We start from the raw sequence: 18,425 nt of genomic DNA on the forward strand, positions 1-18,425 counted from the left end.
CAAAAATGGCAATAATATCAGTAGTTTAGAGGATTTCTAAACTACGCTGCCGAGGTTCGGCGTGTGGAAGGCGTTACAATGAGCGTTCTGGCGAGCAAGGATCACGATCACAAGCCCGTGGCGGGCGATCATATCCCGTGGCCGCAGAAAAACCCGACGAGCTGCCCGATCAATGCCGTGAAGGCGCGATTGCGGACGGCGGGCCTCAGGCCCACGCGTCAACGCATGGCTCTGGGCTGGCTGCTCTTCGCCAAGGGCGACCGGCATGTCAGCGCCGAGATGCTCTATGAGGAAGCGCTGCGGGCGCGCGAGCCGCTCTCGCTGGCGACCGTCTACAACACCCTGCGTCAGTTCTCGGAAGCCGGCCTGCTGCGCCAGGTCTCGGTCTCTGGTCCGAAGACTTTCTTCGACACCAACGTCTCGGAGCACCATCATTTCTATAATGAGGACGACGAGACCGTCACCGACATTCCGGGCTCGATGATCCAGGTCGCCGGTCTGCCGGATGCGCCGGAAGGCATGGTGATCTCGTCGGTCGAGGTCATCGTCCGCCTGCGCAGCGCCGATGGCGAGGAGATCGAGACCACGCGGGTGGTGGGCCACCACGCGTGATCGTCTGCTCCTGCAACGTTCTGTCCTGCGGCCAGATCAAGGGCACCATCGCTGCCGATGGCAGCGGCCCCCGGACGGCCGGTGAGGTTTATGACTGCCTGGGCTGCAGCCCGGATTGTGGACGTTGTGCGCGTGAGGTCAGGGCGCTTCTGGCGGAGGCCCGCGCGGTCTGCGCGACGCAATGCGGTAGCTGCGCCAGCCGCGAGGTCGAGTGCGCGGTGCATGTTTCGGTCAGCATCATGCTCGACGGGATCGCGCTGAACGACGAGAGCGTCGCGGCCTGAAGCCGATGCTTCGTTTGCGCTTCGATCAAAAGTGCCAGGGCCGCTTTTTTACCTCTTCACTTCAGAAAGGTGCGTGTCTACATTAGGATCATTCTAATGTGGATTGCGGAGGGCACGCCATGAAGGGCGACAAGAAGGTCATCGAATATCTCAACAAGGGGCTGCGCTCCGAGCTCACCGCCATCAACCAGTACTGGCTGCATTACCGCATGCTGGACAACTGGGGCCTGAAGGAGATGGCCAAGACCTGGAAAAAGGAATCGATCGAGGAGATGGTCCATGCCGACCGTTTCGTCGACCGCATCCTTTTCCTCGAAGGCTTCCCGAATCTGCAGACGCTCGACCAACTCCGCATCGGCGAGACGGTTAAGGAAGTGATCGAGTGCGATCTCAAGGCCGAGATCGAGGCCCGTTCGCTCTATCAGGAGGCGGCGAAGTATTGCCGCGAGGTCGGCGACTACCCGTCCGAAGACCTGTTCAAGGCCCTGATGAAGGACGAGGAAGGTCATATCGACTTCCTCGAAACGCAGCTCGATCTGATCGGGCGCGTCGGCATCGAGCTCTACACTCAGAAGCATATCGGCGGCCTTGAAGGCGACGATCACGACCATTGACTAGGGTTGGACGTGCTCTGACTTGGCGGGCACTTCCCCAAGGAGCTGCCAAGTCGGGTTGTCTCTGCGACGACGCCTCAGCGTCATCCCGGGCCTGCCCCGGGATCCATCGAAGGGCTCCCGAACTCTACGATGGATCCCGGATCGGCGCTGCTGCGCAGCTTGTCCGGGATGACGCCGTGGTTCCGAGAAAACTCAGTGCGTTCCGAAAAAGAAAAGGCCCGCCATCTGGCGGGCCTTTGTTGTTTCCAGCGAAGCTGTTCGCTTCAGATGAAGCTGACGTCCGCGGCTTCCGGGCCCTTGCGGCCGGTGCGGATCGAGAAGCGCACGCGCTGCCCGTCCATCGGCGGCTGCAGGCCGCTGCGGCCGAGCGACGAGACGTGCAGGAACACGTCCGGGCCGCCCTTGTCGGGGGCGATGAAGCCGAAGCCGCGATCCGAGTTGAAGAACTTCACGGCGCCATCATAGGGGCCTTCGACCGGGCCGCTGTTGCGGTCCTGGAAGCCACCGCCGCCGCGCGGGCCGCGATCGCCGCCGCCGAAGCCGCCGCGATCACGATCGCCGTAGCCGCCGCCGAAGCCGCCACGATCCCGATCGCCATAGCCGCCGCCGAAATCATCGCGCGGAGGACGTGGCGAGAAGGCGCGGGGAGCCGGCGCGGTCTGCGTCGCCGTCGAGGCGTCGATCTCATGAACCGCGACGACCTGAAGGCCGCGGCGACCTTCGCCGAGATCGGCGACGATCGTGGCGCCGGGCAGCAGGTCCTGCTGGTCCAGCGGGCCGATGGCCGAGACATGCAGGAAGACATCGCCCGAACCATCGGAGGGCGATGCGAAACCGAACCCCTTCTCGGGGTCGAACCACTTGACCTTGGCTTCGATGTTTTCGTGGGTGACGAAAGGCTGGGCAGCCGGAGGCTTGCGACGATCGAACATGGAGCTTCAAATATGAGTGACCGGGAGCACGCAACTTAGCTCATGCCGGGCGCGCCGTCATCGGGGTCAGTGCGAAATTATTGCACGTCATTTTACGGCGCAATAGTGGTTTTTTCGCCCTGCCGTTCCCAACGTCATCCGATGCTTCTGTCATGCGCACTGCGCATGTTGTCCCCGGTTTTGCTGGCTGTTTCATCGCTGGTCCGGCGAAAATGCCGCAGGTCGTGCCCTTGCAATCGTGCGGGCGTCATACGATGTGATGAGCGAGTTAGGGAAGACAACGCCTCCTGGTCGGTTTCGCGCGACATGTCGCGCTGTTCAGGAGATGACAATTTGGTCCGTTCGCGACAATCCGGCAGGAAGGCCGGCGATGGCGTGATCCGGCGGCTGTGGCCGACGGAGCGCGATCTTTTCACAGAGCATCTGCTCAGGCTCGATCCCGTCACGCGCCACCAGCGCTTCGGCGCGGCGGTGAACGACGCGTTCCTGGAGAACTATGCCAGGACGACCTTCGGCGTCGGCGGGCTGGTCTATGCCTATGTCGTGGACGGCGTAGTGCGCGGCGCAGCCGAATTGCGCGGCCTGGACGAGATCGTCGCGCTGACCGGCGAGGCGGCCTTCAGCGTCGAGACGCCCTGGCGGCGCCGCGGCGTCGGCGCGCAGTTGTTCGGCCGCCTGATCACGGCGGCGCGCAATCGCGGTATCCGCACGCTCTATCTGACCTGCCTGCCGGAAAACGCGGCGATGCGCCGGCTCGCGGCGAAGTTCGAGGCCGATCTCGTCGGCGGCTATGCCGATATCGAGGGCGTGATCGCGACCGGCGGGCCGACGCCCTTCACGATCCTCGACGAGGCGCTCGACAATGCGAGGGGCTTCGCGACGATGGCGCTGTCGATCCAGAGGAGCTTCTGGCCGGGCTCATTGCTGGCCCGGACCTTCGGGGCCTGAGCACCTTTCGCGGACGACGGAGATCGCATCTCCCACTCCCCCTTTCCGGGGCAGGCCGAAGGCCTGAGCCCGGAACCCGCGACCGTGACAAAGCGTCATTCTCGGGCTTGACCCGAGAATCTCTGGACAGTGAGGTGCGGGAGCCCCCTTCAACGGCAAGAGATGCTCGGGTCAAGCTCGAGCATGACGGCGGGAGGCTTATCGACCCGCTGGCGTTCGCCCCCGAAGCGACGCCGCGGTCCTGGCGGAACCGAACTTCGCGGTCTACCGGCTCATCGACAGAGAGGCGCCGGACTTGGTCACCGCGCCGTCGAGCGCGCCCGCGCCGGAACTGCGCAGCCGGGCGGCCACCGTGCCGCCCTGCTGGTAGAGATAGACCTCGCCGTCGCGGAAATCCCAGGCCGAAATCTTCTGCAGGTCCTTGTTGGCGCAGCCGGACGAGGAGGCGCGGTAGAGATCGAGCGTCGGCGTGCTCGACAATTGCACCCGGCAGGTGCCGCCGGTCGCCTCGCGAGCCGTCCAGCCGCCGACGACGCTGTTGCGGCTGGCCGTGGGACGCGGCGTCGCCGCCGGGGCCGAGCCGAGGCCCGCGACCTGGTTACCGCTGCCGCGTAGCCCCGGGTCCTGAGTCGGCTGGCCGGTCGGGGGCAGGCCCTGGCCTTGCGGCGCGGCGCCGGCATTGGGATCGAAGAACGGGTCCTGCGGCGGGGGCAGGGCGCCGCTGCCCTGCGGACCACTGGCGGCGGGATAGCCGCCGGCTTGCGGGGGGGCAGCCGGATATCCACCAGGCGGGGGCAAAGGCTCCGAGGTGATCGGCGACGAGCTCACCGGCGGCGCGGAGGGCAGCGGCTGGCTGTAGGAGGGCTGGTTCATCACCGGCCCGCTGAAGCGCTGCGAACCGGCGCAAGCGGTCAGGGCCAGCAGCGGCAGGACGGCGGCCGCGCGGACGAGGGCGGCAGTCGATGCGGTCTTGATCGTCGTCGTCATCAGGCGCGGGTTCCGATCTCGGTCAGCCGAACTTTGCGTCATTTTCAGGAAACGCGATGAACGCGGCATGAGCATGGTCTAGCGCAGGCCGGCGGCGTTGCGAACCCTCGATATCGGCTCCGGTTCCCGACGGCAGGCTCTATTGCATGAAAATGGCCTGCGCGCGAATGCGGGCAGGCCATGTTCGGCGCCATTGCGGAGATGGGCCTGTCAGCCCGTCTTGCGCTTGTTCTGGCGGTTGGCGACGAGGTCGTCGACCACCGCGGGATCGGCCAGCGTCGAGGTGTCGCCGAGCGCGCCGTACTCGTCCTCGGCGATCTTGCGCAGGATGCGGCGCATGATCTTGCCGGAGCGGGTCTTGGGCAGGCCGGGCGCGAACTGGATCAGGTCCGGCGAGGCGATCGGGCCGATCTCCTTGCGGACATAGGCGACGAGATCCTTGCGCAGCGTGTCGCTCGGCTCCTCGCCGGCCATCAGCGTGACATAGGCATAGATGCCCTGGCCCTTGATGTCGTGGGGGTAGCCGACGACCGCGGCCTCGGACACCGATGGATGCGCGACCAGCGCCGATTCGACCTCGGCCGTGCCCATGCGGTGGCCGGAGACGTTGATGACGTCGTCGACGCGGCCGGTGATCCAGTAATAGCCGTCGGCATCGCGCCGGCAGCCGTCGCCGGTGAAATACTTGTTCGCGTAGGTGGCGAAATAGGTATCCATGAAGCGCTGATGGTCGCCATAGACCGTGCGCATCTGGCCCGGCCAGCTATCGGCGATGACGAGGTTGCCCTCGCAGGCGCCTTCCAGAACCTTGCCCTCGGCATCGACGATCTCGGGCTTCACCCCGAAGAAGGGGCGCGTCGCCGAGCCGGGCTTGAGCTTCGTCGCGCCCGGCAGCGGCGTGATCAGGATGCCGCCGGTCTCGGTCTGCCACCAGGTGTCGACGATCGGGCAACGGCGATCGCCGACGACGCGGTGATACCACTCCCAGGCTTCCGGATTGATCGGCTCGCCGACCGAGCCGAGCAGGCGCAGCGAGGCGCGGCTGGTCTTCTTCACCGGCTCCTCGCCGGCGCCCATCAGCGAGCGGATCGCGGTCGGCGCGGTGTAGAAGGTGTTGACCTTGTGCTTGTCGATGACCTCCCAGAAGCGGGAGATCGACGGATAGGTCGGGATGCCCTCGAACATCAGCGTGGTCGCGCCGTTCGCGAGCGGGCCGTAGAGGATGTAGCTGTGGCCGGTCACCCAGCCCACGTCGGCCGTGCACCAGTAGATGTCGCCGTCATGATAGTCGAAGACGTACTGGTGGGTGATCGCGGCATAGACGAGATAGCCGGCGGTGGTGTGCAGCACGCCCTTCGGCTTGCCGGTCGAGCCCGAGGTGTAGAGCAGGAAGAGGGGATCTTCCGCATTCATCTCGGCTGCCGGGCAATCGGCGGGAACCTTGGCGGCCTCCTCGTGATACCAGACGTCGCGGCCGTCCTTCATCGAGACATTGCCGCCGGTGCGCTTGACCACGACGACCTTGCCGATGCCGCCCTTGACCTTGTCGTCGGCGGCGTCGACGTTCTTCTTGAGGGGGACGGCGCGGCCACCACGCAGGCCCTCATCGGCGGTGATCACGATCTTCGAATCGGAATCCTCGATGCGGCTCGCCAGCGAATCCGGCGAGAAGCCGCCGAAGACCACCGAATGGACGGCGCCGATGCGCGCGCAGGCGAGCATGGCGTAGGCCGCCTCGGGGATCATCGGCAGGTAGATGGTGACGCGATCGCCCTTCTTGACGCCGTTGGCCTCAAGCACGTTCGCGAACTTGCAGACCTCGGCATGGAGCTGGCGATAGGTGATCGTCCTGGATTCGGACGGGTCGTCGCCTTCCCAGATGATCGCGGTCTGGTCGGCACGCGTGGCGAGGTGGCGGTCGACACAGTTATGGGCGACGTTGGTGGTGCCGTCCTCGAACCATCTGATCGAGACCTTGCCCGGCTCGTAGCTGGTATTCTTGACCTTGGTATAGGGCTTGAACCAGTCGATCCGCTTGCCGTGCTCGCCCCAGAACTTCGCGGGATCGGCGACCGAGGCCGCGTACATCTCCCGATAGCGGGCGTCGTTCGCCCAGGCCTTGTCGGCCCAGCCGGCAGGCACGTCGTAGATCGTCTCGGACATTTGGCGTCTCCCCAGACTTGGGCCGTCTGTGTTGCGCTGGCCCGCCTCATGGATAGGCACGGCGGGCGTCGCTTCTTCGATTTCGACGCATCATAGGATGCGCGCGCGGCGCGGCAACCCATTGTGCATCGCACTTTCGTGGCAGGGGCCGGCGTTTCGGGCATGGTGCAGTGCCAAAACATCCCCGGTTCGCCTCATCCAATGGTAGGATAGGGCCTTGGGAGGCGTCATGGCGCGCAATATCGGCATCTTCTCGGACGGGACGGGACAGGCCGGCGGCGCCAACCCGATCAACTGGACCAATGTCTATCGCCTGTTCATGGCGACGCGAGAGGCTGATGGAGCCGGCCAGGTCTGCTTCTACGATCCCGGCCTCGGCTCCAATCCCGACGAGGGCGAGATTCGCGGGCCGTTCCGGCGCTTCAAGGACCTGCTCGCCCAGGCGACCGGCTACGGCATCACCGACAACATCATCGACTGCTATGCGGCGCTGCTCTGCGCCTACAGGCCGGGCGACCGGGTCTTCCTGTTCGGGTTCAGCCGCGGCGCCTATACCGTGCGCAGTCTCGGCGGGGTTCTGGCGCTGTGCGGCGTGCCGGGCGGTTTCGCGGAGGTGACGCGCTGGGATGGGTTCAGCGAGGCGATCCAGGCGGAAGAGGTCAGGGCGCTGGCCGCGAGCGCGGTCAACGACGTCTACATGATCAAGGACGCCACGGCGCGGTCCGAGGCCGCGGCGGCATTCCGCCGGCGTCACGGCACGCAGCCGGCGCCGCCCTTCTTCGTCGGCGTCTGGGATACGGTCAGGGCGCTCGGCCTGCCGGGTATCGGCAGCCTGCCCGGCCGCCACAAGTTCCATGACGCGATCCTCAACCGGCAGGTCGCCCATGGCCGCCATGTGCTGGCGATCGACGAGAACCGGCAGGTCTTCGCGCCCGAGCTCTGGGACGAGCGGGAGGCGCCGCCAGGGCAGATCCGACAGGTCTGGTTTGCCGGCGTCCACACCGATATCGGCGGCGGCTATGGTTTGAAGATGGGGCTCTCCGACCTCTCGCTCGGCTGGATGATCGCGGAGGCGCAGGCGATCGCCCATCCGCTCATCGTCGAGCCGGGGCTGATCGCTGAACTCCGACCCGACGCGCTCGGCCGCCAGCATGACGAGCGCAAGACCTCCTGGCTGCCCTGGAGCGAAGGCACGCGGGAGGGCTTCGCGCTGCACGATTTCCAGCCGCAGCCGGCCCGGATGGCTGATGCCGTCGAGCCGCGGCTACAGGCGGTCGGCGTGCCGATCCTCGACGAGATGCTGCCCTATCGGCCGCACGCGCTGGCGGATTATCCGCCCTTTGAGGAATATTATGGCCGCTGAGCCTGTCATTCCAGGACAAGGCGTCATTCTCGGGCTTGACCCGAGAATCTCATGACAAGGAGGCGCGGGTTTCCGAGACGCTCGGGTCAAGCCCGAGCATGACGGCGGTGGTAGGGCGCTGAACGCCCTAGAGCCCGCCCATCTTGCAGACGATGTCCCATTCCTCGTCCGTCACGGGCTGGACCGAGAGGCGGAAGGAGGTGACGAGCGACATCTTGGCGAGCTTCGGCTCGGCCTTCACCGCGACGAGCGTGACCGGCTTCGGCAAGGGCTTCACCGCCTTGAAGTCGACGAGGACCCAGGGCTCGCCCGGAATCCAGTTGTAGGCTTCCTTGATGACCTCGACGATGCCGACGACCTCGAGCCCCTCGTTGGAATGGTAGAAGAAGACCTGGTCGCCCTGCTTCATCGCCATCAGGTTGAGCTTGGCGGTGTGGTTCTTCACCCCGTCCCAATGCGTGCCTTTGGCGCCGGCCTTGACCTGGTCGTCCCATGACCAGACCGATGGTTCGGATTTGATCAGCCAGTGAGCCATCAGGCCTCATCCTCCTTGAGCGGCACCGGCGGCTGCGAGGCCGCCTCGCCCTGTTCGTTCCAGAACCGCACCATCTCGCGGGTCAGCGCGGCGTAATCCTTGGGGTCGAGCTCGACGCGGACCTCGCCCTCGCCGAAGGGCAGAACCAGCACGAAGCGATGCGTGCCCTCGATCCGGCGCTTGCGATGCTGGATCACAGGGCTCGCGATGCGGCCGGCGAGCGGCACCGGGCCGCTTTCGGCGACGAGCTCGGAACCCGTCGTCTTCCTGACCTCGGCGATGCCGCGCGCGACGCGCTTCGTCAGGTCGGACCAGTCTCCCGCCATGCCTTCCTCCCTCACTCCGCCCGGATCGGCCGCGCCAGCAGGGCCGCGACCGCATCGCGCACGCCGACATGGCCGGCGATGATCGCGGCCACGGCCGCGGCGATCGGGGTCTCGACCTGTTTCGCCCGCGCCATCTCGACGAGGACGGAGGCCGTGAAAGCGCCCTCGGCCAGTTTGCCGCCGGCGGCCTCGGCCGGGCTCCGGCCTTGGCCCAACGCCAGGCCATAGGAAAAATTGCGCGATTGCAGCGAGGCGCAGCTCAGCACGACATCGCCAAGACCGGACAGGCCCATCAGCGTCTCGGGATCGCCACCATAGGCCTCGCCGAAGCGGCGCAGTTCGGCGAAGCCGCGCGCCACAAGCGCGGCGCGGGCGCTCTCGCCATAGCCCAGGCCGATCGCGATGCCGGCCGCGATGGCGAGCACGTTCTTGGCCGCGCCGCCGATCTCGACGCCGCGCGTGTCGGCGGAGTGGTAGATGCGGAAGGCCGGCGAGCTCAGCGCCTCGGCCAGCGCCTGAGCCAGATTGGGGTCAGCTGCCGCTAGCGTCACCGCCGTCGGCAGCCCGCGTCCGATATCGGTGGCGAAACTCGGACCGGACAGGATCGCAGCGGTCGCGCCCGGCCAGGCCTCGCCGATGATCTCGGTCGCGAAACGGCCGCTCGCCTGCTCGATGCCCTTGGCGGCGGAGACCACCGGCACGCGCGGCGGCAGGGCCTCTGCCAGTGCTTCGCAGGCCGATCGCAGGGCCTGCGTCGGCACGGCGACGATCAGGGCGTCGCAGTCGGCGAGGGCAGCCAGCGAACTCGTTGGGCGGATGCTTTCCGGCAGGTTGATGCCTGTGAGGCGCGGAGCCTGTCGCGTCTGTTCGACGGCTTCGATGGTCGCGGCATCGCGGGCCCAGAGCCGAACATCGCGCCCGGCACGGGCCGCGGCGAGAGCCAGCGCCGTGCCGTAGGCGCCGGCGCCGACGACGCCGATGCTGCGATAGGCGCTACGCGAGCTCATGCCGCGGTCGAGGGTGCGACGGAGAGTTCGTCCAGCGGCCAGCGCGGGCGGGCGACGGCGCTCATGTCGTCGACCAGGCCGAGCCGCAGACGCTCCAGGCCAGCCCAGGCGATCATCGCGCCGTTGTCGCCGCAGAGCGCCAGCGGCGGGGCGACCATCGGCAGGCCGGCTTCGGTGGCCAAACGGTTGAGCCCGCTGCGGATCGCCTGGTTGGCGGCGACGCCGCCGGCGACGACCAGCGTCGAGGGGGTGAGGCCGGCCTCGCGGCAGGCGCGCAGGCCCGCGCGGGTGCGGTCGACCATCACATCGACCACGGCTGCCTGGAAGGAGGCGCAGAGATCGGCGACGTCATTGTCGGAGAGCGGGGCGATCCGCTCGGCGACGAGGCGCACGGCGGTCTTCAGGCCGGAGAGCGAAAAATCCGGGCTCGGCCTGCCCTGCATCGGGCGCGGGAAATCGAAGCGCTCGGGATCGCCCTTGGCCGCCTCGCGCTCGACCGAGGGACCGCCGGGATAGGGCAGGGCCAGCATCTTGGCGATCTTGTCGAAAGCCTCACCGACCGCGTCGTCGATGGTGCCGCCGAGCTTGAGATAATCGCCGACGCCACGCACAGCGAGCAACTGGGTATGGCCGCCGGAGACGAGCAGCAGCAGATAGGGAAAGGCGAGGTCGTCGGTGAGGCGGGCGGTCAGCGCATGCGCCTCGAGATGGTTGATCGCGATGAAGGGCTTACCCGTTGCGAGCGCGATCGCCTTGCCGGCGGTGAGACCGACCATGACACCGCCGACCAGACCGGGGCCGGCGGCGGCGGCGACGGCGTCGATGTCATCCGGCTTCAGGTCGGCATGGGCGAAGGCGCGGGCGATGATGCGGTCGATCGCCTCGACATGGGCGCGCGCCGCGATCTCCGGCACGACGCCGCCATAGGCAGCATGTGCGGCGATCTGGCTCAGGACCTCGTTCGACAGAATCCTGCTTTCGCCGGAACGCTCGACGGAGACGATCGCGGCTGCCGTTTCGTCGCAGGTCGTCTCTATCCCCAGTACACGCATGATCGGTCGACTTGTCTCGCGGAATGAGGGATCAGGATCAAGGAACGCGTCCGGCGGTTCCGTGTCGGCAATTCCTTCGTATAGTGCGCGAGGGGGCGCAAGGCCAAGAGGCGCGTCGCAAGAGGCGCGTCGTGGTCATGACGGCGGGAACGGGAAAAGGAGACGGCATGGGCAGGATCATTGTTCCGCCTCAATGCGGCATGATCGCAAATTGCTGCACGGTTCGCGGATCGTCCTGCGGTCGCCGCCGGTTTTGTCAGGAGCTGTGAATGCGCGTCTTCGTCTTTCGACCCCGCCCCGATGCCGAGCGCACGGCGCGCGCCATCGCCGAGCACGGCTTCGAGCCGGTGGTCGCGCCGCTCTTCGAGGTGGTCCGCCTGACGGACGCAGCGCCCGAGGGCGCGTTCGACGCGCTCGTGCTGACCAGCGGCAACGGCGTGCCGGCGCTGGCCGACGGACCCGCGGCCTGGCGTGACCTGCCGGTCTTCACCGTCGGCAGCCGAACGGCCGCGAAGGTGCGCGAGGCCGGGCTAGACGATACCCGCAGCGCCGATGGCGACCGCAACGATCTGATCGAGCTGATCATTCGTACGCTGCCGGCGCCGGCGAAATTGCTGATGATCGTCGGGCGGGACCGCAAGGAGGATGTGCCGGACCGGCTGCGCGAGGCCGGCTACGAGGTCACGCTGTGGATAGCCTATGCGGCTGAGCCGGTCTCGGTCCTGCCGGAGGATACGCAAGCCGCGCTTCGGCATGGCGAAGGCGGCGCGGCGCTGCATTATTCGGCGCGCGGGGCGCGGACCTTCATCGCGCTGGCGCAGGCGGCGAACGTGGCCGACGAGGCGCTCGAACTGACCCATGTCGCGCTCTCGGCCGATGTCGCCTCGCCGCTGATCTCGGCCGGCGCCAGCACCGTTCTGGTGGCGGAGCATCCGGAGGAAGCCGGAATGCTGGCGGCGCTGGAGCAGGTCTCTGCGCGCGAGCGCCTTGGCGATCCGGCCCGGCCGGAGCCGCGCGGCAGCCTGCAGCGCACGCCGCCGACCGTCGACCTGAAGGCGGTATCGTCGGAAACGGCACAAGGCACGGATGCGGCGAAGCCTTCGCCGGAAGCGGTGGCGCCGACCGAGGCATTGCCGCAGGAATTCTCGCCGCCGCCGGTCGAGCCGATGCGTCCGGACGCCGAGCGCGACGCGCCGGCGCGCACGCCGTGGCTGGCGGTGGCGGCCGCTGCCCTCGTCGGGGGTGTGATCGGAGGCGCGCTCGTATCCTATGTCCTGCCCAAGCCGGCTCCGTCCGGAAGCACCGAGGCGATCGCCGAATTGCGCAGCCGGATAGAGAGCTTGCAGGCGGGAGCGGCAGCAGCGGACCGCAAGGCGTCCTCCGCCTCGGAGGCCGCCGCGAAGGCGGGTTCCGAGCTTCAGGCCGTGACGGCGAAGCTCGCTGCGCTCGGCAATGCGCAGGCGCCGGATACCAGCGCATTCAGCGCCCAGGCACAGAAGGCCGAGGCGGCGGCGACGGCTGTCGGCCAGCGTCTCGATGAGATCGCGGGACGGCTCGGCAGCGTCGAGACGCAGGCCAAGGCTGCGGCAGGCGCGAGTCCCGAGGCGATGGCGGCGGCGCGCATCGTGCTGGCCGAGCGGGTCCAGCGCGCGCTGGCAGGCGGGCGGCCTTTCGCCGGCGATATCGCAGCACTGACGAAGAGTGGCGTGGCGCAGGCGGATGTCGCGCCGCTGACGGCGATCGCCGCCGGTAGCGCACCGACGCGCGAGGCTTTGCAGGTGGGCTTCCGCAAGCATGGCGCGATGTTCCAGCGGGAGGTCATGCCGGCGTCCGACAGCTGGACCGACAAGCTGCTCGCCTTGACGAGCCGCGTCGTCACGGTCCGCCCGGTCGGCGACAGCGGCTCGACCGATCCCGCGACGTTGCCGCTTCGGCTCGAGAGCGCCATCGCGGCCGGCGACATCGTCAAGGCCGCGGCCCTGTGGGGCCAGTTGCCCGAGCCGGCGCGCCGTGCGAGTGCGGAGTTCGGTGCCGATCTGCAGAAACGTGCCGCGGCGGATGCGGCGATCGCCAAAATCGCGCAGGATGCTGTCGCGGCGCTCGGCGCGGCCGGCTGACGGAGGGTTGAGGAGTCCATGGTTCGCGTTCTCGTCTACCTCGCCGTCTTCGCCTGCCTCGCCTTCGGTGCCGTCTGGCTTGCCGACCGGCCCGGCGAGGTCTCCGTGCTCTGGCAAGGCTATCGGATCGAGACCAGCGTCGCGCTGGCCGCGATCGGCGTCGTCGCGCTGGCCTTTCTCATCCTGCTGGTCTGGGCGATCATTCGCTTCGTCTTCGGCCTGCCCTCGGCCTTCAGCCTGTCCTCGCGGGCGCGGCGGCGGGCACGGGGCTTCGAGGCCGTGTCGCGCGGCATGGTCGCGATCGGCGCGGGCGATCCCGTCGCGGCCGGGCGCTATACCGGCGAGGCGCGCCGCTTCGTGCCGGGCGAGCCGCTGACCCTGCTGCTGGAGGCGCAGACCGCGCAGTTGAGCGGCGACCGGGCGCAGGCGGAGGCCGCCTTCAAGGCGATGCTGGAGAAATCAGAGACGCGCGTGCTCGGCCTGCGCGGGCTCTTCGTCGAGGCCAAGCGACGCGGCGACGCCGCCGCGGCGCGCGCCTTTGCCGATGATGCCGTGCGCCGTTCGCCCTCCCTGGCATGGGCCAATGACGCCCTGCTCGATTTCCACACGCAGGCCGGCGACTGGCAGGCCGCCCGGACGGCGGTGGAGCGCCGCGCGGCGCTGAGGCTCGCCGACAAGGCAGAGGCGCGGCGCCAGCGCGCCGTACTGCTGGCGGCCGAGGCGTTGCAGGCGCGCGAGCATGAGCCCGAGAAGGCGCTCGCCGCTGCGCTCGAAGCGGTCAAGCTCGCGCCGGCCCTGACGCCGGCCGCCGCTCTTGCAGGCCGGATGCTTGCCGAGCGCGGCGATGTCCGCAAGGCGTCGAAGCTGCTGGAAGCAGCCTGGAGGGATGCGCCGCATCCAGATATCGCTGCCGCCTATCTCGATGCGCGACCGGGCGACAGCGCGCTCGATCGCCTCAACCGGGCGGTCACGCTGACGAAGCTGCGTCCCTCCGATCCGGAAAGCGTGCTGGCGCTGGCCGGTGCCGCGATCCAGGCCCGGGAGTTCCAGAAGGCCCGCGATGCGTTGAAACCGCTGCTTGCGGGCGGCGCTTCGGTGCGCGCCTGCCTGCTGATGGCCGAGCTCGAGGATGCGGAGCACGGCGCCGCCGGCCGCGTGCGCGAGTGGCTTGCGCGGGCGACACGGGCGCCGCGCGACGCCGCCTGGGTCGCGGACGGGCTGGTCTCGGATCATTGGATGCCGGTATCGCCGATCACCGGCCGGCTCGATGCCTTCGTCTGGACCGTGCCGCCGGCGACGCTCGGCAGCAAGGCGCAGGCCATCGACGACGTGCTGGCCGATCTCGACGACTCGACCAGGCTGATCGAGGTGCAGGCCGAAAGCGTCACGACGATCGAGCCGGAGGCGGTTGCGCCGCCGCCCCCGGCGCCTCCGCCAGCCGCGCCGAAGGAGGAGCCCAAGCCGGAACCGGCTGTGGCTGCTGCGCCATCGACTCCGGACGCAGAGTCGAAGCCGGCCGCCGAGCCGAAGCCGGTGGAAGCCGCAGCCGAGCCCGAGAAGCCCGCCGAGGCCAAGCCTGCCGATGTGAAACCCGCGGAGTCGAAGCCCGCGCCTGCCGCACGCGAGGCGGTGTCGCCCAAGCCGGTGATCTTTCCGGTCTCGCATGCGCCTGACGATCCGGGGCCGGAGGAACCGCCTCCGGAACCGAAGAAAGGCGGTTTCAGACTGTTCGGCTGAGCTCCTTCGCTATTTGTTGCTCCGCAGGTCATCCCGGGCGACCGTAGGGAGACCCGGGATCCATTCCGGAGCGCTTCCAATGGAGGTTCCGGAATGGATCCCGGATCGTTGCCGCTTCGCGGCTTGTCCGGGATGACGGCGAGGTTTGGTTCTTTGCTGCGGAAAAGGCGTGCGGCCGGCGGCCATGCGCCTTATAGCGGCGCGATGACATCCATTCTCGACCCGAACGCCGCCGTCACCCTGACGGTCGGCCCCGAGCAGGCCGGCCAGCGCCTCGACAAGGCGCTTACGCTCCTCGCCGGCGAGATTTCGCGGGCGCGGCTGCAACAGGTCATCAAGGAAGGCGGGGTCAGCCTGAACGGCGCCGTCTTCAGCGACGGCAGCCGCAAGGTGGTGGAGGGCGACACGATCGCGCTCGTGATGCCGGCGGCGAAGCCGGCCGATCCTGTGGGGCAGGATATCCCGCTCGACGTCGTCTACGAGGACGAGCACCTGATCGTCATCGACAAGCCGGCGGGGCTTGTCGTCCATCCGGCCGGGGGGCATGAGGACGGCACGCTGGTCAATGCATTGATCGCCCATTGCGGCGAGAGCCTGTCCGGCATCGGCGGCGTCCGGCGACCCGGCATCGTGCATCGGCTCGACAAGGATACCAGCGGTCTGCTCGTCGTCGCCAAGAACGACCGGGCACATCAGAAGCTCGCCAGGCAGTTCGCCGACCATGGCCGCACAGGGCCGCTCCAGCGCGCCTATCTCGCCATTGCCTGGGGTGTGCCGCGCCTGCGCGAGGGCACGATCGACGCGCCGATCGAGCGCTCGACCCGCAACCGCGAGAAGATGACCGTGGTGAAGGAAGGGCGCGGGCGCGAGGCGATCACCCATATCGAGCTGCTCGAACGCTATCCGCCGCTGCTGAAGGGGCTGGACGAAACCGAGCCTCTGGCAAGCCTGATCGAGTGCCGGCTGGAGACCGGGCGCACGCACCAGATCCGCGTGCATATGAGCCATATCGGCCACCCTCTGCTGGGCGACCAGCTCTACGGTTCCGGCTTCGCCACCAAGGCGGTGCGATTGCCCGCCGATGCCCAAGCCGCGCTGGCCACGTTGGGCCGCCAGGCCCTGCACGCGGCGATCCTCGGATTCGAGCATCCGGCCAGCGGCGAAGAGATGCTGTTCGAGTCCGAGCCGCCCGAGGACTTTGCGAATCTGCAAGCAGCGCTCGCGCGGCTGTGACCGAACCGGGCGGTTTTGCCACCTTTCCGCCAGAGTGAGTTCGCATATACTGGGGTTGTTCGGATGCGGATGGCCAAGGGGGCGCCGCAAGCGGGCATTCCAACCGAACCGATGCCAGGTTCCCGCGTTGGACTGCTTTGCCGAGTCCGAAGCCTGCGCGAAGGTTGATCGCGCGGAGGGCCTGCCGCCAAGCGGGGGCCTCGATGAGGAGAACGAGCATGGCGAGTGCTTCGCTGCCCGTCCTGTCCGCCGAAGGCGGGCTGTCACGTTATCTCGATGAAATCCGCAAGTTCCCGATGCTGGAACCGAGCGAGGAATACATGCTGGCCAAGCGCTGGCGGGAGCATGGCGACCGCGATGCGGCGCATAAGCTCGTCACCTCGCATCTGCGCCTCGTCGCCAAGATCGCCATGGGCTATCGCGGCTACGGCCTGCCGATCGGCGAGGTGGTGTCGGAAGGCAATGTCGGCCTGATGCAGGCGGTGAAGCGCTTCGAGCCCGAGAAGGGCTTCCGCCTCGCCACCTATGCGATGTGGTGGATCAAGGCCTCGATCCAGGAATACATCCTGCGCTCGTGGTCGCTGGTGAAGATGGGCACCACGGCCAACCAGAAGAAGCTGTTCTTCAACCTGCGCAAGGCCAAGAGCAAGATCTCGGCGCTGGGCGAGGGCGATCTTCGCCCCGACCAGGTTAAGCAGATCGCGACCAAGCTCGGCGTCAACGAGCAGGACGTGGTCGACATGAATCGCCGCCTCGGCGGTGACGCATCGCTCAACACGCCGCTGCGCGAAGATGGCGAAGGTGAGTGGCAGGACTGGCTGGTCGACGATTCGGAAAGCCAGGAGCGCCGCCTCGCCGATTCCGAGGAGGCGGATAACCGCCATTCGGCGCTGCGCGAGGCGCTGGAGGTGCTGAACCCGCGCGAGCGCCGCATCTTCGAGGCGCGTCGCCTGGCCGAGGACCCGATCACGCTGGAACAGCTCTCTGAGGAGTTCGGCGTCTCGCGCGAGCGCGTCCGTCAGATCGAGGTTCGCGCCTTCGAGAAGGTGCAGGAGGCCGTGAAGAAGGCGATCACCCGCATCGAGGCGCCACGCGCGGCGCTCCCGGCCGCCTGACGGTTTCGGATTTCGACCCATTTCAAGGGGCGCCGTGAGGCGCCCCTTTTTTCATGCGCTGGCCATGACGAAAAGGCGCGGGCAACCCTCTCCCGGAGGGAGAGGGCAGGGTGAGGGGTAGGCCGTTGGACGTTATAGCCGCGACCTGACCGCTGCTGCGGTGAGGACATAGCGAGCTGGTCCAAGGGCCTACACCTCACCCCTACCCCTCTCCTTACAGGAGAGGGGTTCCCCGCGTATTATTTCCCGCCGCCTTCGCTGAGGGCCGATGCCTTAGTACAGCGGCAGCAGCGGCTGGAGCGGCAGGCGGAAGGGGCCGATGAAGACCCGGCCCTCGCGCAGCGAGACCGGCGGCAGCGTCGTCAAACCGGGAGCCGTGCTGGCATTGTTGCCGCGTCCGCCCAGAAAGCCGCCGAGGCCGCCGAGCAGGTTACCGATGCGCAGGCCGCCGATCTGCTCGATGCCGGCCGCGGCGAGCTGGAGATCGCCGGCGACGCGGTGCAGCGGGTCGAGCGCCAACTGGCCGCTGCCGTCGACGCGGGCCTTGCCCTTGGTCGAGATGAGGCTGGTCAGCTCGAAGCCGCCATTGGCGGCGCGCCAGCCTTCGAGAGCGTCGGGGTTGAAGCCCTTGCGGAAGTTCTCGGCCTGGGTGAGCGTCGCCTGGAGGTCGATCTCGCCGGTCTCCGTATTCCCGAGCAGGGCATCGATCGGAGGCAGGATCGTACCCTTGGCGGAGATGGCGATGTCGACGGCCTGATCGGTGGCGGGGCGCGTCGGGTTGCGGCGCAGGTAGGTTTCGAGGCTGGCGGCGCCCCAGGTCTCGGTGGCGAGGCCGGGCGTTGTCAGCACGCCGCGGGGCTCGCTGGCGACGAGGGCGAAACGTTCCGGGCTGCGCCAGGCAAAGCTGGCATCGAGATTCTTCCAGGTCAGGTCGAGCACGCGGCCTTCGGGCAAGGTGACCTTTGCCGGGCTCGACGCTTCGAGAATGACGAGACCGGGCGAATAGACCTGCCCGACCACGACGGCCGGGCCCGTCTGGACGCGCACCGCATCGCCCCAGCGGGTCGAGGTCAGGGTGAGCGCGCTGCAGCGCAGTTCGATGCGGAAGGGGAAGCCGCCGATGCTGCGGTCGGTGCAGGTCCAGGTGCGGCCGCGCTCGACCTCCCGGGCCAGTGCGACATCGATTTCGGTCGCGATGCGGCCACGGGCGTAGAACCAGAAGGCGGACCAGCCGGCTGCGAGGACGACCAGCAGCATGAAGGGGCCGTAGAGCCAGAAGCGGCTGCGGCGGCGCGTCGGAAGGGGATCGGTCATGCGGCAGGCATTCCTTGCGCGGAGGCGGGCGGATCGTTAGATCGCCCGGACTGCTTTCGCGAGCGGTCTATCTCGTTGTGGTG

General features: G+C 68.0%; 17 protein-coding genes. 9 read left to right on the forward strand and 8 right to left on the reverse strand.

The features are described from left to right. Positions 1 to 78: 78 nt before the first annotated feature. The 3 genes from irrA to bfr all read left to right on the forward strand — a co-directional run bounded on the left by irrA (position 79) and on the right by bfr (position 1,510). Complete coding sequence (irrA, locus tag OCUBac02_RS05290; protein ID WP_052232277.1) at positions 79 to 612, forward strand: iron response transcriptional regulator IrrA; 534 nt, start codon at positions 79 to 81, stop codon at positions 610 to 612. After that, positions 609 to 896, forward strand: a complete 288-nt coding sequence (locus OCUBac02_RS05295; protein WP_173043962.1) for a (2Fe-2S)-binding protein — start codon at positions 609 to 611, stop codon at positions 894 to 896. Before irrA ends, OCUBac02_RS05295 begins: the two co-directional genes overlap by 4 nt. Positions 897 to 1,015: 119 nt before the next feature. Then, positions 1,016 to 1,510, forward strand: a complete 495-nt coding sequence (bfr, locus tag OCUBac02_RS05300; RefSeq protein WP_173043964.1) for a bacterioferritin — start codon at positions 1,016 to 1,018, stop codon at positions 1,508 to 1,510. Between the two features lie 266 nt (positions 1,511 to 1,776). Here the strand turns inward: bfr and OCUBac02_RS27460 are convergent, their stop codons facing one another. Further along, positions 1,777 to 2,445: a cold-shock protein gene (locus OCUBac02_RS27460; protein ID WP_173043966.1), complete on the reverse strand. Its 669-nt coding sequence runs from the start codon at positions 2,443 to 2,445 to the stop codon at positions 1,777 to 1,779. 333 nt (positions 2,446 to 2,778) lie between these two features. Here OCUBac02_RS27460 and OCUBac02_RS05310 point away from each other — a divergent pair, with 333 nt between their 5' ends. Next, positions 2,779 to 3,393 (forward strand): GNAT family N-acetyltransferase, encoded by a 615-nt coding sequence (locus OCUBac02_RS05310; protein WP_052232279.1) that lies wholly within the window; start codon positions 2,779 to 2,781, stop codon positions 3,391 to 3,393. 264 nt (positions 3,394 to 3,657) lie between these two features. On the opposite strand, the gene OCUBac02_RS05315 is transcribed toward OCUBac02_RS05310, so the two are convergent. Together OCUBac02_RS05315 and acs are read right to left on the reverse strand one after the other, a co-directional pair. Continuing rightward, positions 3,658 to 4,380: an AprI/Inh family metalloprotease inhibitor gene (locus OCUBac02_RS05315; protein WP_465247760.1), complete on the reverse strand. Its 723-nt coding sequence runs from the start codon at positions 4,378 to 4,380 to the stop codon at positions 3,658 to 3,660. 210 nt (positions 4,381 to 4,590) lie between these two features. Continuing rightward, entirely contained in the window at positions 4,591 to 6,543 is a 1,953-nt protein-coding gene (gene acs, locus OCUBac02_RS05320; RefSeq protein ID WP_173043968.1) for an acetate--CoA ligase, read from the reverse strand. A gap of 229 nt (positions 6,544 to 6,772) precedes the next feature. On the opposite strand from acs, the gene OCUBac02_RS05325 reads away from it, so the two are divergent. Continuing rightward, positions 6,773 to 7,906 (forward strand): DUF2235 domain-containing protein, encoded by a 1,134-nt coding sequence (locus OCUBac02_RS05325; protein ID WP_173043970.1) that lies wholly within the window; start codon positions 6,773 to 6,775, stop codon positions 7,904 to 7,906. 127 nt (positions 7,907 to 8,033) lie between these two features. On the opposite strand, the gene OCUBac02_RS05330 is transcribed toward OCUBac02_RS05325, so the two are convergent. Genes OCUBac02_RS05330 through tsaD form a run of 4 tightly spaced genes read right to left on the reverse strand, consistent with a single transcriptional unit; the run spans position 8,034 to position 10,826 of the window. Then, positions 8,034 to 8,441, reverse strand: a complete 408-nt coding sequence (locus tag OCUBac02_RS05330) for an EVE domain-containing protein (protein WP_047578752.1) — start codon at positions 8,439 to 8,441, stop codon at positions 8,034 to 8,036. Continuing rightward, positions 8,441 to 8,767 (reverse strand): hypothetical protein, encoded by a 327-nt coding sequence (locus OCUBac02_RS05335; RefSeq protein ID WP_173043972.1) that lies wholly within the window; start codon positions 8,765 to 8,767, stop codon positions 8,441 to 8,443. The genes OCUBac02_RS05330 and OCUBac02_RS05335 overlap by 1 nt, the downstream gene beginning before the upstream one ends. 11 nt (positions 8,768 to 8,778) lie before the next feature. After that, complete coding sequence (locus tag OCUBac02_RS05340) at positions 8,779 to 9,774, reverse strand: NAD(P)H-dependent glycerol-3-phosphate dehydrogenase (protein ID WP_173043974.1); 996 nt, start codon at positions 9,772 to 9,774, stop codon at positions 8,779 to 8,781. Continuing rightward, complete coding sequence (gene tsaD / locus OCUBac02_RS05345) at positions 9,771 to 10,826, reverse strand: tRNA (adenosine(37)-N6)-threonylcarbamoyltransferase complex transferase subunit TsaD (RefSeq protein ID WP_173043976.1); 1,056 nt, start codon at positions 10,824 to 10,826, stop codon at positions 9,771 to 9,773. Before tsaD ends, OCUBac02_RS05340 begins: the two co-directional genes overlap by 4 nt. Before the next feature lie 269 nt (positions 10,827 to 11,095). Here tsaD and OCUBac02_RS05350 point away from each other — a divergent pair, with 269 nt between their 5' ends. The 4 genes from OCUBac02_RS05350 to rpoH all read left to right on the forward strand — a co-directional run bounded on the left by OCUBac02_RS05350 (position 11,096) and on the right by rpoH (position 17,028). Then, on the forward strand, positions 11,096 to 12,943 hold the full coding sequence (locus OCUBac02_RS05350; protein ID WP_173043978.1) for a uroporphyrinogen-III synthase: 1,848 nt from the start codon (positions 11,096 to 11,098) through the stop codon (positions 12,941 to 12,943). Positions 12,944 to 12,961: 18 nt separating this feature from the next. Continuing rightward, positions 12,962 to 14,680: a heme biosynthesis protein HemY gene (locus tag OCUBac02_RS05355; RefSeq protein ID WP_173043980.1), complete on the forward strand. Its 1,719-nt coding sequence runs from the start codon at positions 12,962 to 12,964 to the stop codon at positions 14,678 to 14,680. A 204-nt stretch (positions 14,681 to 14,884) separates the two neighbouring features. Beyond that, entirely contained in the window at positions 14,885 to 15,913 is a 1,029-nt protein-coding gene (locus OCUBac02_RS05360; protein WP_047580043.1) for an RluA family pseudouridine synthase, read from the forward strand. A 218-nt stretch (positions 15,914 to 16,131) separates the two neighbouring features. Then, on the forward strand, positions 16,132 to 17,028 hold the full coding sequence (gene rpoH, locus OCUBac02_RS05365; protein ID WP_047580030.1) for an RNA polymerase sigma factor RpoH: 897 nt from the start codon (positions 16,132 to 16,134) through the stop codon (positions 17,026 to 17,028). Between the two features lie 273 nt (positions 17,029 to 17,301). Here rpoH and OCUBac02_RS05370 read toward each other — a convergent pair whose 3' ends face one another. After that, positions 17,302 to 18,342, reverse strand: a complete 1,041-nt coding sequence (locus tag OCUBac02_RS05370; protein ID WP_173043982.1) for a DUF2125 domain-containing protein — start codon at positions 18,340 to 18,342, stop codon at positions 17,302 to 17,304. Positions 18,343 to 18,425 lie beyond the last annotated feature (83 nt).

It is taken from the genome of Bosea sp. ANAM02 (assembly GCF_011764485.1).
Lineage (GTDB): Bacteria > Pseudomonadota > Alphaproteobacteria > Rhizobiales > Beijerinckiaceae > Allobosea.